Source organism: Streptomyces sp. NPDC007983 (genome assembly GCF_042958345.1).
GTDB lineage: Bacteria > Actinomycetota > Actinomycetes > Streptomycetales > Streptomycetaceae > Streptomyces.
The window spans coordinates 25,916-42,013 of the sequence record NZ_JBIBJI010000032.1; the positions used below are offsets into that span (position 1 = coordinate 25,916).

12 protein-coding genes are annotated in these 16,098 nt (G+C 66.4%); 8 read left to right on the forward strand and 4 right to left on the reverse strand.

From position 1 onward, the window contains the following. Positions 1-187 precede the first annotated feature (187 nt). From ACFZCY_RS42670 to ACFZCY_RS42700, 7 genes are all read left to right on the forward strand, one after another. Positions 188-1,534, forward strand: a complete 1,347-nt coding sequence (locus tag ACFZCY_RS42670) for a DUF6002 family protein (RefSeq protein ID WP_391186603.1) — start codon at positions 188-190, stop codon at positions 1,532-1,534. Between the two features lie 49 nt (positions 1,535-1,583). After that, entirely contained in the window at positions 1,584-4,154 is a 2,571-nt protein-coding gene (locus tag ACFZCY_RS42675; RefSeq protein ID WP_391186693.1) for a lantibiotic dehydratase, read from the forward strand. A gap of 54 nt (positions 4,155-4,208) precedes the next feature. After that, positions 4,209-5,354, forward strand: a complete 1,146-nt coding sequence (locus tag ACFZCY_RS42680) for a hypothetical protein (RefSeq protein ID WP_391186606.1) — start codon at positions 4,209-4,211, stop codon at positions 5,352-5,354. Positions 5,355-5,437: 83 nt separating this feature from the next. Next, the gene (locus tag ACFZCY_RS42685) at positions 5,438-6,682 is read left to right on the forward strand and encodes a hypothetical protein (protein WP_391186609.1); all 1,245 of its coding nucleotides are present in this window, start codon (positions 5,438-5,440) and stop codon (positions 6,680-6,682) included. A 79-nt stretch (positions 6,683-6,761) separates the two neighbouring features. Next, positions 6,762-7,787: a guanitoxin biosynthesis L-enduracididine beta-hydroxylase GntD gene (gene gntD, locus ACFZCY_RS42690; RefSeq protein ID WP_391186612.1), complete on the forward strand. Its 1,026-nt coding sequence runs from the start codon at positions 6,762-6,764 to the stop codon at positions 7,785-7,787. A gap of 91 nt (positions 7,788-7,878) precedes the next feature. Next, positions 7,879-8,547 (forward strand): methyltransferase, encoded by a 669-nt coding sequence (locus ACFZCY_RS42695; RefSeq protein ID WP_391186615.1) that lies wholly within the window; start codon positions 7,879-7,881, stop codon positions 8,545-8,547. Beyond that, positions 8,544-10,655, forward strand: a complete 2,112-nt coding sequence (locus tag ACFZCY_RS42700; protein WP_391186618.1) for a prolyl oligopeptidase family serine peptidase — start codon at positions 8,544-8,546, stop codon at positions 10,653-10,655. The genes ACFZCY_RS42695 and ACFZCY_RS42700 overlap by 4 nt, the downstream gene beginning before the upstream one ends. On the opposite strand, the gene ACFZCY_RS42705 is transcribed toward ACFZCY_RS42700, so the two are convergent. Continuing rightward, positions 10,609-11,007 (reverse strand): hypothetical protein, encoded by a 399-nt coding sequence (locus ACFZCY_RS42705; protein WP_391186621.1) that lies wholly within the window; start codon positions 11,005-11,007, stop codon positions 10,609-10,611. The two genes, ACFZCY_RS42700 and ACFZCY_RS42705, sit on opposite strands and share 47 nt — an antisense overlap. Positions 11,008-11,184: 177 nt before the next feature. After that, positions 11,185-11,448 (reverse strand): hypothetical protein, encoded by a 264-nt coding sequence (locus tag ACFZCY_RS42710; protein WP_391186624.1) that lies wholly within the window; start codon positions 11,446-11,448, stop codon positions 11,185-11,187. A 394-nt stretch (positions 11,449-11,842) separates the two neighbouring features. Between ACFZCY_RS42710 and ACFZCY_RS42715 the strand changes: the two genes are divergently transcribed. After that, positions 11,843-12,706 (forward strand): hypothetical protein, encoded by an 864-nt coding sequence (locus ACFZCY_RS42715; protein ID WP_391186627.1) that lies wholly within the window; start codon positions 11,843-11,845, stop codon positions 12,704-12,706. Positions 12,707-13,610: 904 nt separating this feature from the next. On the opposite strand, the gene ACFZCY_RS42720 is transcribed toward ACFZCY_RS42715, so the two are convergent. Next, positions 13,611-15,017 carry a hypothetical protein gene (locus tag ACFZCY_RS42720; protein WP_391186630.1) on the reverse strand — a complete coding sequence of 469 codons (1,407 nt, stop codon included), beginning with the start codon at positions 15,015-15,017 and terminating at the stop codon, positions 13,611-13,613. A gap of 360 nt (positions 15,018-15,377) precedes the next feature. Next, positions 15,378-16,091: a restriction endonuclease gene (locus tag ACFZCY_RS42725; protein ID WP_391186633.1), complete on the reverse strand. Its 714-nt coding sequence runs from the start codon at positions 16,089-16,091 to the stop codon at positions 15,378-15,380. Positions 16,092-16,098 lie beyond the last annotated feature (7 nt).

A 16,098-nucleotide genomic window follows, 5' to 3' on the forward strand; every position in this document is an offset into this window, starting at 1 on the left:
CCCAGCGGCATGGGCGACGAACCGTACCGCCTTATCCTGATTCAGCCCTTCCCGGCCTTGGCGGAAAGTGATCTTCCTGGGGCGCTTGATGGTTTGATGAGGTGAAGCACAGATGGATTCAAGGGTGATGTACGGATGAGTAGCAGCCCGTAAAAACTGCTTCTTCAACTTAGGGGAGATTCGCAGAATGGTTGAAATCAAGAACGCGATCGAGCGCTACTACCCCTACATCAACCCGGCGCTTGCATCAGCAGCGGATAACCGGAATGTGGATTCCCTGGGTTTCAATCCCGGAAATCGGCTGCCTCGCATGACGCCAGAAGTTCGCGAATTCTTCTCGGCTTCCGATCTTAGCTATACCTCGTTAGGTGAATACGCTGGGAAGCGGCTCGCATTGTTGAACCTGATGCACAACCCCAGCGTCCGTACGACTAAGACGTTTGCCTCTCTTGTGATCGTAGCGCGCGCGGTCCGTTTCATTCAGGAAACAGGTGAACGCATCATAATTCTGACACCGTCCTCGGCCAACAAGGCCACGGCGATGCGTGACGCGGTCCTGCGCGCGATACGTCTGAGGCTGGTCACGCCGGAGCAGCTGAGTGTGGCAGTCGTCGTTCCCAAGGGATCGGCGTCGAAGCTGTGGGAGTCCGACCTGAATCGCGACCCTGAACTACGGGTCCGCAATCCCGTGGCGGTGTACCCCGGAAGCGAACCGGCCGACGTCAAGACACTCGCCCGCTATGTGAGCGACGAGCATGCGACCGCTCTGTGGGAAGCCACGGGAGCTCATCTCTGGTACACCCTCGACCTGAACAACTACATGGCCGCGGACATCATCCGGGCCCTGGCCGAGGCCGATGTCTTCCCGGCCACGGAGCCCCGGCTGCATGTCCACGCGGTATCCAGTGCGTTTGGTCTGCTCGGGCACGCGCAGGGACGTGCCCTGCTTGACAAGTCGCTGCGTGACGACTCGCCGCACCCGCACTATTTCTTGGTGCAGCACCTCGGCGCCCCAGACATGGTGCTGAGCCTGTACCACGACGACACGAGCATGGGCCTGCTGCCCGAGTACCGCTACGACGAGGGGACGGGGTTGTTCGAGCAGCGGTCGGATCCCCGGTTCCCGTACCTTACGGCGGACCCGGCCGAGACCCTTGACGCCACGTTCTATACCCGCAAGCCTGCGACGTCCTCTCGCATGAACGACCTCATCCGCACGCACGGCGGGGGCGGCATCGTCGTATCCCTGCACGAGTGCCTTATGCGGTATCCACAGGTCAGGGCCCTGCTGCGCCCAGCGGGAATAGAGTTGCCCGCCGACCCCCGGGCGCTGCGCGAGTGGTCCCTCGTCATGGCGATGACGGGGCTTCTCAACGCCGTCGACCGTGACCTCGTGCCGGAGAGGGACGTCCTCGTCCATGGATCGGGGTGCTACAGCACCTCGGACTACTCGCCGCTGTCCCCCACGGAGCTGTACACCGTGGACAACGGCGACATGCTCAAGGACATCGTGTTCAAAGCCGCGGCAGCCTGATGACCGAGCCCGCAAAGTGCGACGTCATACCGCTACCGAAAGGCTCGTGATGACCACCTCACTGCGCACGGCACCGGACGGCCTGGCACCGGAATTCTTGCCAGGCGACGGCTGGGTGACGCTGCCCCACTTCGTGCTCCGCATGTCCGGGTTCCCCTTCGAGCTCTTGAAGAACCTGGTCTCTGACGCGGCGACTGGGTCGGCCAAGCGCCTGGTACGGGCCCGCCATGAGCTCGACCGTGCCATGGCGGCCTCCCACGCACCCGGGCTGCTCGCATCCGCCCGAACCCGCGCGGACGGCGCCGCGCTGCGAGCGATGCGGAAGCGCAAGCTGCCGTCCGCGCAGATACGGGCCGACGTCGCCTCGGCCGAGATCGCGAACGCGCTCACGCGCTTCGCGGTGCTACTCGATGAGGAAGCTGCCGCTGAAAAGGAATTCCTGACCCTCTTCCCCGAGGAGGAACTCAGGACGTCCGGCTACGTACTTGACCTCTTCCGGCACCGCTCGGACCTGCGGGACGGGCTGCTCGTCTCCAACGAGAGCTCCGAACCTGTACTAGCCCATTGGATCGACAAGACCACGCTGCCAGGCTGGCGCTGGCACAAGGATGACCGCCCCAGGATCGACACGCTGGTCCGCCACCTCCAGCGCGCCGGCGCCAAAAACGACACCACCGGCCACCTGGGCCCCTTCGCCCCGGGCCTCTTCGCGGCCGACACCCCGGGCCTCGCCGCCGTGCCCACCGGCTTGAACCGGCATCCCCTACTGGCACGCTGGGCCGCCGACGCGATCGCCGTGGCCATGCGCAAGGACCCGCACGTGCTGCCCCAGTGCCGCCCCCGCAGGGCGCCGGGCGCCTCGCTGACCGGACGCACCCTGCACGTGTTCTCCTTCGACTACACGGCGAAGGCCGGTGACGTCGCGGAAGCTACGCGCATATACCGCCCCGTGGACGTGGGAGACTACGACTGCACTGTCCTCTCCCTGTGCGATGGCGAGCGGACGGCGGCACAGATCGCGCAGCGGATAGAGCCGACCTACCAGCCCGGCGACCCCGTGCCCCCGCCTGTGGCCGACAGCCTGCATCGTCTCGAAGATCTGGGCGCGATCCTGGTCGGTCCCGAAATCCCCTACGGAACGCCCGACCCGCTGCCCCAACTCGCCGCCTACGAAGGCGACCCCGGCGGCGTCGCGTGGCGCGGCCTGTTACGCGAGGCCGAGCGGCGCCTCACGGACTTTGGAGCGGCCGACAGCACGACTGCCGAGCGGCGCGCTGCGTTGGACGCGCTCAAGTGCAGCTTCGAGGCCCACACCGGTATATCCGCCGAACGCGGCCAGGGGAAGTTCTACGGCGACCGGTCCGTCCTCCATGAGGATTGCTCCGGCCGCTACGACGGCCTCTCCCTGGGCGGACCGCTGACGGATCTGCTCGCGGGCGACCTCACCCTTGCCTACGAGCTGGCCATGGCCGCGCCGCGGCAGCGCTACACCGCCGAGTCACAGTTGCTCGCAGTTTGGCACGCCAGGCGGTTCGCCGGACGGCCGTACGTCAGTCTGCACGAGTTCATCGCCGGATTCGTGGAGGACCACGAGAGGCTCACCGCCGAGTACGCGAGGGTCGACGTCGCCGAGACGACCTTCCTCGACCGGGTCGAGGACGCGCTGCTGGCACGGGGGACCCACGATGACACGGCCGTGTCCGTCGACACCGCCACGGTGCGCGAGCTCGTGGCGGCGGCCGGAGCCCACGTCCCCATGCTGTGCAACCCGGACCTGATGATCGCCGCCGAGTCCGAGGCGCACCTGGCCTCTGGTGACTTCTTCGCGGTGATCAGCGAACTTCACGCTAACGAGGAATCTTTGAGCCATGGTCTGTTCGGGCCCGTCCTCAACGAGCGATTCCCCGGCTTCCCCGACGCGGTCCTCGAGGGCTACCGCGGGCTGATGACCGCGGACGAGGACCTTGCCTGCGTGACGCTCGCACACCGCAATAAGTCCTACATCCGCGTTCCCCTAGACACCGTTGAGATCGAGGCGAGCGGACGCTCCCCGCTTCCCCGGCAACGAGTCTTCGCCCTGGCCGACCTCCAAGTGGTGAACGCCGGGAACACGCTGCGCCTGCGACACCCGGGCAGCGGCCGCTTCCTTCGGATGGCCGCACTGCCGTACGCCTGGCTGGGCGTACGGCATAACCCCTTCGTCCCCTTCGGCTTTCCCCGGCACCAGGGCGGCAAGCTACTGCCCGGACGCCGCCATCCGCACCTGCCCCGGATCACAATGGCCTCCGTCGTACTGCAACGGGAGTTCTGGCGCATACCCGCCGAAGAGCTCGCGGCCCGCCACCGGCGCGACGCCTTCCTGAAGGTCCAGCGGGTGCGGGAGGAACGAGGCCTGGTCCGGCACCTCTACGCCAAGGTCCCTGGCGAGACCAAGCCCATCTACTGCGACCTCGACAGCCCGCTCCTCGTGCGCCAGCTCACTCGTCTAGCCGGTCAGTCCGCGGAACCCGTCGAATTGTCCGAGATGCTGCCCGGGCCCGAGCACCTGTGGGTGTCGGACCAGCACGGTCACTACACCTCCGAGCTGCGCTACGCCGCGTTTTCGGCTCCCGTTCGCTGACCCACCGCCTCGAAGTGAGAGCCTGTGCCCGCCCTTCCACCTCCACGATCACCCTTGACCCGACGGCTGCGCATGCACGCCGGATACCAGTGGCGCAACAGCGGCCACCCGGCGATGACCCGGCTCCGTACTGCCCTGGACACCCGCGACGCCGCGGTGTTCCCCGCCGTTACTTCCCATCTCGGCGGCATGTCCGTAGCGTACTCGGGCCTTGCCGAAGGGCTCGCCTACACGCTGGAGTTCACCGAACTACGCCGTGAGGCCGACAGCGGGGAGGCTGCCCAGCGCACCACGGTAAAGTTGACCGGCAAGGCGCTACAGTCCCCTGCCCGGCTTCCCGACGCCGACATCACCATCGTCGGCACGAGCGCCGTGCGGGCCCGGCGGCTGCCGGGGCGAGCCTCCTTGATCATGCCTATGCGTGTCCACTTCGTCATCGACACCGACGGTGATCCCGACACCGTGTGCAGGAAGATCTCCAAGCGGGAACGCACTCAGTTCAACCGCGACCAGCGGCACCACGACTGGACCTGGACGGTAGAGCGCGACCCCGCATGGTTCGATGTCTTCTACGACCGCCACTACCGTCCTACGATGCGGGCGCGTCACGGCGCGCGGGAGCGGACGGAGACCAAGGACGTCTCCTACGAGTGTCTGTTCCGCACCGGACGCCTGTTCAGCCTGTGGCAGGACGGCGAGCGCATTGGCGGAAGTCTGTGTCACTGGGACGCCACTTCCCGGGTCCTGACCCTGCGGCTGCTTGGCGTAGCCGACGGCTCCGCCGAGCACTACAACAGCGGCGCGTTCAAGGCCATCTACCACTTCCTGATTGGTTGGGCAGCCGAGAACGGCGTGCGCCACCTTGATTTCCAGGGCACGGAACCCTTTCTCAGCAAGGGCACCTACCAGTGGAAACGGCGCTTTGGCACCCGTGTCGTCCTGCCGCCGAATCACTTCGGCAACAAGCGACTGTGGCTCCACGTGCGGCGCGATACCCCAGAGGTCCGGGACTTCCTCGTCGCCAATCCCGTCCTCACGGAGACCGCCGACGGAACACTGGAGGCCGCCTACTTCCACGACGCGAGCCGACCGGCCCGACAGGACTACTCCGCGAAATCCCCGGGCGTGGAGCGCGTCCGCCACCTCGACCTGGACACCTTCCTCGCTTCCGTTCCCGAGCCCAAGAGGACACTGTCATGATCACACCCTGGTACGGATCCGCGTCTCTCCCATGCGGCTCCCGGCTCCCCATGCCCGCCCTCGTCGATGGCCTCCGCCAGGCCATGGACGACATTGCGTTCCCGATGTCCCCGGCATCGGTGCGCCCGGTCGTCCTACCACCGGATTCCTACAGCGAAATGTTCACGGCGGCAGCCGCACTCCTCGCGCTGCTACGCAGAACGCTCCTAGAGGCCGCGCCGACGGCGGCTGGCCGCATCGCGGCGCTCGGTGCCGACGAAAGCGTATACCCGCTGTTCATGGACAGCGCGGTCGAAGAAGACTTTGCGACCTGCATGGCCCGCCCGGATGTCATGGTCGACGCCACCGGCCCCAAGTTCGTCGAGTTCAACATCGGAGGCGGACTCGGTGGCGTCGTTGACACTTCCCTGAACTCCGCAGCCTGGATCGCGGCGTACGGCGGCCCGGAGCAGGCACCGTTCACCGGCCCAGACCCGCTGGCTGTACGCGATGCGATATTCGTCCGCGCAGTACAGGAACTGGGCACTACGCCCGGCGTCGCCGTCGTCGGCACCACCCGTGACCTGAACGGCAGCAAGACCACCCGCTACTACGACGTCCAGGTGGACTCGTTGAGGAAGCGGGGCCTGAAGGCGGAGTTCTTCGAACCCGAAGACCTGCTCGACGGACTCGGACTGCCCGGCCGCCCGCGCTACGAGCTCGGTCTGCGCCACTTCACCATTCCGGAGTGGCGCGGACACCGCATTGACCTGACCCCCGTTCGTACAGCGCTGGACGCCGGCTGCACTCTCATCCCGACCCAGACCGCCTACCTCATCTCCAACAAGAAGGTCCTCGGCTGGGTCTCCGAAGGCCGCTCCTGGATGACCCAACGCGACCGCGAGACCATCGAGCGGTACCTGCCCTGGACGCGTGTGGTGGGTGAGCGGCGTACCCAGTGGCGGGGTGCTGCCCACGCTCTCCCCGAACTGCTGCTCAGCCGTCCCGAGGAATTCGTCCTCAAGCCCGCTATCGGCATGAAGGCGCAGGATGTCCTCGTCGGCCGTCACTGCGACCCGGAGGTGTGGCGCAGCACTGTGACCCGGGCGGCGGCGGCTGAGGACTACATCGTCCAAGAGTACGTGGAACCAGCCCCGTACACCATGGAGTTTGCCGAGGAAGACGGCGTCGGTACCTATGAGGCTGACGTCTACCCCGTGCTCAGTCCGTTCATCTTCGACGGTCGGCCGGGCGGCTGCATGGTCCGCTATCTGCCTCCTGGCCGAAATGGGGTCGTGAGCATCCACGGCCATGGCGCCCTCCCCACGGTGGCACTGGCCCGCCGCTGACCTTCACCTTTCTCCTGATCGCTGGGCCTCGGAGAGCGCCCCGTCAACGCAGCGGTCCCTCGCCCCGAAGGACGTTCTGATGTATCACATCACCCTCACCCCGAGCGAAGCAGCGGAGGCTCACTCTCTGGTGGCGGAGCTGGCTCGACGTCACCCATCTGTCGAAGCGCCTGCGCTCCTCGCGGAGGCGACCGTCTACGCGCAGGAACTCCCCCGGAACCTTCGGTCCGCGCTCAACGAGTTCCGGCTCAAGGAACCCGCGGTCGCCTGTGTCATCAGCGGATTCCCTGTCGATGACGACGCCATAGGAGCCACCCCGGAGCACTGGAAGAACCGGCCTGCCCAGTCCCCCGCGATCAAGGAGGAGTTGTTCTTCCTGCTCTGCGGTCAGCTCCTGGGCGACGCCATCGCGTGGGCGACCCAGCAGGACGGGCGTGTTACGCACGACGTGATGCCTATCAAGGGCCACGAGATAGGTCAGTTAGGTACGGGCAGCGTCACGCCATTGGAGTGGCACACCGAGGATGCCTTCCATCCGTACCGCGCGGACTACGTTGGCCTGATGTGCCTGCGCAACCCCGACTCCGCCGAGACCACCTACGTGGGGGTCGATGATCTGGACCTGGATGCGCGCACCCGTGAGGTCCTGGCCGCGGCACACTTCCCCCTGCTCCCCGACGACGCCCACCGCCCCGAAAACCGGGCCGACTCCCGCCCAGACGACGCCGCCGCGGAGCTCCGGGAGCGCAGCTACGCCCGCATCCGCCGCATGCTCGACCGCCCCGAGCCGGTACCCGTCCTCTTCGGCGACACCGCCGACCCCTATCTACGGATACACCCCTACTACATTGCCCCGATCGAGGATGACGAGGCGCGCCGAGCCCTGGCCACGTTCTCCGAGAAGGTCGAGATACATATGCGCAAGGTAGTCCTCACGCCGGGCGATGTCCTCTTCATCGACAATTTCAAGGCGGTGCACGGGCGCCGTCCCTTCCGCGCCCGGTACGACGGCATGGACCGCTGGCTCAAGCGCATCAACGTCACCAGGGATCTGCGCAGGTCACGTGACGCCCGGCTCGCTCCGCACGAGCGCGTCATCTTCTGACCCGGAATCTGACCGTACCTTCTGGGCCGGCCTTTTCGCCCGCCCGCAAAACTGGCGGCCCGCCGTCGGCCGCCCTTTCCTGGAGAACAGTATGACGCGTCACGAGCAACAGTACGAGTACGTGACATACGGCGAGCACAGCTCCCTCACGGTGTCCTACACCCCGGGCCTGGACGGCGGTGGCAACACCTTCGGCCGTGCTTACGCTCCCTTCGTCCGGCAACACCTCGCAGGAGTGCGCAGTATCTTCGAGTGGTGCGCCGGACCCGGGTTCATCGGCTTCTCACTCCTGGCCGCCGGGCTCTGCGAGACCCTCGACTTGGGCGACGTAAACCCCGCAGCGCAGGCCGCAGTGGAGCGCACGGTCAAGGAGAACGGCCTAGAGGACCGGGTGCGGTTCCACCTGTCCGACTGCTTCACGCAGGTGCCCCCCGCACTCCGATGGGACCTCATGGTCGGCAACCCCCCACACGTCAACGCCGCCGCACCAGCCTCCGAATACCAGCACAGCCACTCGCCGCTGATCTGGAAAGACACGGACTGGTCGATCCATCGCGATTTCTACGCCGCCGCACCCCGCTTCCTGAACCCCGGCGGATCGGTTGTAATTCAGGAAAACCTCCGGTTCTCGGACCCCTCGAACTTCAGCAGCATGATCGAGGAATCCGGGCTCGAGACCGTGGGCGTGTTCCCGTGCGGCCCCAAATACGAGGACTACTACTTCCTGTGGTCGCGACTGCCCGAGGAGACGGCCAGGTGAGCGGGGCCGACACCCTTCTGGAGCAGTATCTGCGGACCCACCGGTTCCAGCTCGGGGCCCCCACCGCATTCACGATCTCCCCGGACGGCGACAGAATCGTGTACCTACGCTCCCGCAGCGGCAGCGACCCCGTCTCGTGCCTGTGGCAGATTTCCATGGCCACAGGCGAGGAAAGGCTGATCGCCGACCCGGACCAGGCTGTCCTCCAGCCACCCGCGGAGGCAGGCGGCGCGCCGTCGTCAGATGCCTGGCTGCGCGAGCGCACCCGTGAACGGTCCCGCGGCATCACCGCCTACGCCACCGACCAAGCGATGACCCGCGCGGTGTTCTCCATCCACGGCCGGATCGGCATCGCCCGGCTCGACAAGGGACACACCAGCGTCCTCGACGACCTGCCTCCGGCGTTCGACCCCCGGCCGTCCCCCGACGGCTCCCAGATCGCTTACGTGCACGCTGGAGCGCTGCGCCTGGTCGGCGCCGATGGAGACGATGACCGGGTCCTCGCGGAGCCGGAGAGCGAACACGTCACCTACGGCCTAGCGGAGCACGTGGCCGCTGAGTCCATGGAACGCCTGCGCGGCTTCTGGTGGTCACCCGACAGCCGACGGCTGCTCGTCGCGCGCGTGGACACCGCCCTGGTCGAACGCTGGTACCTTGCCGACCCCGCCCGGCCCGCACATCGCCCCCGAGAGCTGGCCTATCCGACAGCCGGCACACCGAACGCCGATGTCTCCCTGTGGCTCGTCGCTGACGACAGCCCACCAGTCGCCGTCGCGTGGGACAGGACGGAGTTTGAGTACGTCGTGGACGTGCACTGGTCCGGGCAGCAGCCCTTGGTGGTCGTTCAGGACCGCAGCCAGGGGAGGATGAGCGTCCTGAAGGTGGAGCCGGTCACCGGCGCCACCCAGGTAGTGCATGAGGAGACGGACCCCGCTTGGGTCTCCATCGTCCGTGGTGTACCAACGATGACCGCGTCGGAGCAGTTGGTATGGGTAGGCGACCGGGACGGCACGCGGCGGCTGCTCATCGACGGGGACACAGTGACTCCGCCTGGCCTCCAAGTACGGGAGGTGACGGGAACGGACGGTACGACGGTGTACTTCCGCGCGTCGCAAGAGCCGACCCGCACCCATCTGTGGAGCTGGACCCCAGAGGAGGGTGCGCGTCAGGTGACGCGCGAACCGGGGGTGTGGAACGGTCGGGTAGGTGGCGGAACGGTAGTCACCTACGGCCGCTGTCTCGACCGCCCCGGCTGGACCGTGACCGCTCACGGCCGCTGTGGCCCCTTGAGGAGCATCCGCAGCCTGGTCGAGGCCCCCATCCTCACACCCAACGTGCGAATCCTGACCGTTGGGGAGCGCGAGTTGCGCGTCGCGGTCGTGCTGCCCTCCGGAGCTAACGGATCGCGGCCCCTCCCCGTGCTCATGGACCCGTACGCCGGACCTTACCTCCAGCGCGTCACCGAAGAGCTGGACGGCTATCTCCTCCCACAGTGGCTCGCCGAGCAAGGGTTCGCGGTCGTCATCGTGGACGGCCGTGGCACCCCCGGCCGCGGGCCCGCGTGGGAACGGACCATCCACGGTGACATCGCAGCACCGGTCCTCCAGGACCAGGTCGACGGTCTGCACGGCGCCGCTGCCGCCCTGGGGTTCCTCGATCTGGACAGGGTAGCCATCCGAGGTTGGTCCTACGGCGGCTTCCTGGCGGCACTGGCAGTGCTCCGCAGGCCCGACGTGTTCCACGTGGCTGTCGCGGGCGCTCCCGTCACGGACCAGACCCTATACGACACGCACTGGCGCGAACGGCACCTCGGGCACCCTGCGGAAAACCCCGACACCTACGCCCGCTCATCTTTGCTCAAGGACGCCCCCAAGCTGATCAGGCCGTTGATGTTGATCCACGGGATGGCAGACGACAACGTAGTCAGCGCCCACACCTTCCGCCTCTCGGAAGCCCTTCTGAGAGCGGGCCGCCTACACACCGTTCTCCCGCTGCCAGGCACAACTCACATGATGGCTGACCCCGGCATACAACGGAACGTGCTCAAGCTACAGGTTCAGTTCATCCACGACGCACTACGCCGTACTGGGCCAGCGGCTGCCCCTTGATTCCCCTTTGACGCCAGTGGACTATCCGTTGGCGGGTGGTTTCGATCTCCCAGTCCTCGAGGAGCTTCGGCAGCGCCTTCGGGTCGCGGTACCACTGGATGAACACGCGGGCGGCGGGACGGCGGGCGTCGCGGGCCGGGCAGAGTCCATGCCACTCCGGCTGGCTGCGCACTGCGGATTCACCGTAAAGGAACACAGCCGAGTCATGCGGAGCGAAACTGTCCGCAAGGGTCTGTACCGTTCGCTCATGCCGGACACCATGCTCGACCGCCGCACACTCAACCGGGCTCTGCTGGACCGCCAGCTGTTGCTGGAACGCTCCGAGATGTCGGCCCTCGATGCGATCGAGCACCTGGTGGGTATGCAGTCGCAGGCGCCGGACGCGCCCTACGTCGGGCTCTGGACCCGCGCAGCAGGGCGGTGCCAAGGCCGGTGCGCTGGGCGTCCGGGTCGACGGCAAGGAGTTCGACCTCCGTGATTTGTCTGGCCAGCCGCGACTGTGCTGAGGGGCCAGCGTCTGCGTGCGCGTTCACCAAGCGTACGGGGGAAGGAAGTAGATCAGCCCGGCGGGAGCCAGTGTGCCGGGCTGTCCGGCCACAAGGAGTCTGCTGGTGCCGTGGGGCACGGGCGCTTCGCCGTGCGCCGGGCACATGGCGTCGGCGAACTCTCGGGCGTCGTGCCGGGGATCGGATGTGGCGAGGGCGGCCGGGACCAGGCGGGCGATGACAGCCTCGTCACCGGGACCGGCCTTCCGGACCCAGGACATCTCGTCCCCGTGAGCGGGAACACGCATCGCGGTCACGCGGTCCTTCCACTGAGACACGGGGCAGGAGCGGATGTTCCAGCGTCCACGGCCTTGGTCACATCTCTCTCCTCTGGTGATGCCTCGCACCATGCTGGCACGGGCCCACGAAGGAGGCGGCGGGAACGGGGTGCTGTGGTGGAGGCGTTCGCCCCGGGGAGGGGGCAGAAGGTCCTCTACGCACGCTTCAGGTGTGCAACGCGGCTGTGTCGCCACCCGAGTCGTGCGAGTGCCTGTAGATGGGGTCCTGGTGTCCGGTGCCGGAGAAGAAGGCAACCTGCAGAGCAGGCCAGCCGTGCAGCAGTGAATGATACCTACCTTGCGCCGGAACCGCCTGCGAGAAACCGGTGAACTGCCCCGTCAGCCTGCCTGACGGTCCACCGGTATGCCGTCACAGGTGCGCGCTGACCATCACCAGACTTCGGATGCGCTGCGTCTGGCGACGCACGGCGGAGCAAAACACATGCCCTTTCCGTACTATCGCTATGACATTGCCGTGCGGGAGTACCTGCTCCTGCACACGTGGCAGCATGCCCTGACAGCACACAGCATGAGATTCGCACACGCCGCGAGCTTCGCCCCGTCGGCCGCGGCACCCGGAAAGGGATGTAAACACATGTCGAAAACCACTGCTCCGCCCACCCAGTTGACCTCGGAGTACAGCACGAAGGTGGCGGATGACCTCGAGCTCAACCGTAAGGAACAGGAACGAATCAGCGGTGAAATTGAAGCTCTGAAGGCACAGTTGGCCGCTCTGGAGCAGGACCACACCGTCCTGGTGAACGTCCAACAGGCCCTCGGGGCGTCGGCAGCACCCGCTGTATCCGAGTCCACCACGGCAGTGCCCGCGACCCGCAAGAAGAAGACGGCCGCGTCGAAGCCCGACAAGCAGCCCCGGGCAAAGAAGCCCGCCACCCCGGCCCCCAAGCAGGCCCGCAAAAAGAACTCGCCCAAGGCATCCGCCGTACCATCGGCCCAGCCCACCCTCGTCGATCTGGTCCGCGAACACCTCACAGGCCAGGGCGAGCCGCGCTCCGCAGCCGAAATCACCGCCGCGCTCGACAAGCAGCACCCCGAGCGCAACATCAAGACCACCGTCGTTCGCACCACGCTCGAAAACCTCGTGGCCAAGAACCAGGCCCAACGCACCAAGCAGGGCGCGTCCGTCTTCTACACCGCCCCGGATGCCGCCGGAGCTGCCACACTGAGCGAGTCGGCAGAGCAGCAGGCTGCGGGCTCTGGCAGCTGAACCGCAGCGACGGTGTCGTCGGCGATCTCGAGCAGGCCATCCGCCTTACGGTCGGGGCCGACGGCTCCCGGGCCATGCCTTACGAGTAGCGGCCCGGCCGCTGAACAACGGCACCGCACCGACGTGGTATCGCCCGTGGACTCCCAAAAACGGCTGGCCACCGCCTGGCGACATCACGTCGGCGCAGATGGACGGAGCGACTCGCGCACCCTTCCAACGGTAGGGCGATTCGCCTGCCGGTGTTGGGGTCAGCCTCGGCCGGGTCGCGCGGGCTTAGCGGAAGCCTCGGGCAACGGGCAGCGTGGTTCAGCGCCCTAATCGGGAGGTACCGGCCCACGGGCGTCCCCGACTGGGCCGCGATGGAGTGGGGCTTGCCCAGGCCGCTTCTACTGTGCAGGCCGAGGTGAGGTGCACGACGGAGAGGCGGTGAGAGGGGATGACCATGAGTCAGTTGGTGAGCAGCGCGGATCTCGAGGTTCGTGTCGACTGTCATTTGTTCGGGCTCGCGGATGCGGAGACGGAGGAGAGCCTCCCTGAGGCGGGGTGGCCGAGTCCGTGGTCGGGTGTGGGTGAGTCCGCTCTCGTTTTCGAGAGTGAGGAGGACTTGGTAAGGGCGCGGCTGCGGCTGGAGTTGTGGGATGGCCCAGCTTCGGCAGATGGGGAGCAGTGGCCGCAGACGGTGACTGTGGCTTGGACGCTTCCCAGTGGTGTGCTGGGGGTGGATGAGCTGACGGCTGGGGCGGTCCCGGAGGTATTTGTGGTCCCGGCCGGGAGGTATGCCGTGCGGTTGGGCTGGAGGGCTGAAGGGGCCGCGCTGGTGCAGATGTGGCCGTGCTGATCGCGCTGTACGCGGTGCTGCCCGCCCCCTTGGCAGGCGCGGGCAGCACGGTGTGTGCGGGAGTGGTCAGCGTGCAGGTGTGGGGATGTAGAAGTAGTCGTGGTCGAGGATGCGGTCGTTTGTGTACCAGCGGGCCAGTCGCCGTCCGCCTTCCTGGTTGTGCGTTCGCTTGACCCAGCGCGCTGACCAGAAATTGAGGTACTGGGAGCCCTCGTACTTGTAGCGCGCGGCCCCTTCGTAGGTGGAGGCGAAGGGGTACTCGTCACAGTCGAAGGGCCCGCCTCGGCTGGGTCGGTCAGGCATGCCGGCGCTGCGGCAGAAGCCGTCGCGGGTGAGGGCCACGTTTGCGTCGTAGCGTGTCTGCTGCCATTCTCCGGCGCCTGGTGCAAGCCGTCGGATCGGGTCATTGGGGGTGGCGCCGGGAAGGTGCTTGTTGGCGTTGTTGTTGGCGGAGACGGGTACGGTCTGCTTCGGGTTCGTCCGTGCTTCGTGGATGTGCTTGGCGAGTTGCTGGATCGCCCGGTTGTTGAGCCGGTGGGTCAGCCCGGGGCGGGCTCGGTCGAAGACGGAGCCGAGTTGTTCCTTCTGGTTTGTGGTCAGGTACCAGGCGCTGTCGAAGCGCATTCCGCCCTCGGGCATGCGCCACTCTCTTTTCCCGGCGGGCTTCCAGGTGAGAGTGAGGTGGGGCCGGAAGACGCCTACGGCGATCTGTGGTGTGCGCGACGCTGCGGGCGGATAGGCGTCGGAGACCAGTTCCATGGTCGCCTGCCGGTTGGCCAGCCATCCCGGCACGGTGTCGCTGCGGCCGTTGGTGGTTCCGGGGTGGCAGGCGCGGGAGTTGGGCAGCCCGATGTCGTTGCGGTAGTCGCCGGAGCACTCCATCTGTACGGAGAGGCGGGATGAGGGCGTTCGGAACCGCCCGGTGACCTTCACTGGTGTGACGCGCAGAGTGAATTTCGCCCAGCGGTAGGCGGGGTTGGCAGCGTACGCGCCGATCTTGCCTTCGCCGAGGATGGTGTGCCAGGCCATGTACTCGGCCGTGATACGGCAGCGGGGTGGGAAGGGCGGGATGGAGCAGGTGGTGATGGGCACGTAGACCAGTTCGGTCTTGCAGTACGAGTAACGGTTCTTGACCCAGCCCTGAGTGCGGTACGACTCGGAGCGGGCCCTGCAGCCGTTCTCGTTTGTGTACTGGTAGGGGTCGGCGGGCTTCCTGCCCCGGTTGAACCGGGCGCTGTCGACCGTGTATGAGGCGGGCTCCTCCCGCTGTGCTTCGTTGGCCGCCTCGCTGCGGGAGGTTGTGCCTTGAAGCGGCTGCAGCCCGAGCTTTTCCAGGCCGCCGCTTCTGGCCGCTTTGAGTATCCGCGACGGATCCCGGGCCAGGTCGGGTTGCTGGATGATGTACATCTGGGCTGTCTCTGATGTCTGCGATTGCTTGCTGGCTGGCGCGGCTGTCGCGGGCATGGCCAGCACGGCGGACATGATGGCCGCCAGGGCGGCGACGAATGCCTTGCTGCCTAACCGGTATCTCCTGCGCAACTTTCCCCCTCTGATACGTCCTTGTGCCCTTAGTGGGTGTTGCGACAGATAACAGACAACGCCAGGTACATGTCAATACTTGAGCTTCTAGGTCACCCTTGTGGGGGACAAACTTGTACAGGCCAAGGCGCGGGAACGCCGACGACGACCGGCCCCACAGCTCGTCAATCCTGCGACGACGGCGAAGCCACTGGTACTCCAATCAGAAATCATTGCCCGAACTGGTTCTTCTTCGGTAGAGAGGTGTGTGCACCGATGTCGCGGGTCGGTTGCACGATGGCGGTCGAACTGATGTCACCACGTCGTGTTCTGAATGCCGAGAACGTCGTAGAGGTGCTGGCCGTGGGCCCATTTCTTCAGTTCCTGGCGGCCCATGAGGATGAGCTGGTGATGCTGGGCGAAGTCGATTGCCGGCTGGGTGAAACTGTTGAGCGCGATCATGATGGGGAGGTCGGCGCCGTGGTGCAGGCGGGCTGTCCCGTTGAACTTCTGCACGTGCCCTGATCCGACTGGATTCTGGTACTGCTTGCACTGCAGTATCAGGAGACGGTTTTCGTCATCACGGGCGGTGACGTCCACGCCGAGGTCTCCGGCGCCGCCGACCCGCCGCGGACCCAAGAATCCGTCACGGGCCAGAAGATCAGTGCACGCCTGCTCAAAGCCTGTCGCGCTCATCGCGGACAGTTGCTTCATCTTGAACGTCAGTACGTCGGGGTCGGCCGAGTCGTCAGACAGATCGACGAACGTGTCCTCCGGGCCGACGTAGATGTCGGCCCCGAGCAGGAATGACAGGAGCTTAGCGAGCAGGAGGAGCACGGACAGCCCGCTGGCGACGATGAGTCCGGTCCACCACGGGTGATCGCCTATCAGGCCCCACAGGTCAACAGTGATCCACCGGCTGACGTCCTCGGTAAGCCACTCCCAGAGCATCTTGCCCGCGGCCAGCGTGAGGACTGCATACAGCAGGAACTTCAGCACCGGGTCGAGCGACCCGTCTTCGTCGAACACCAAACCC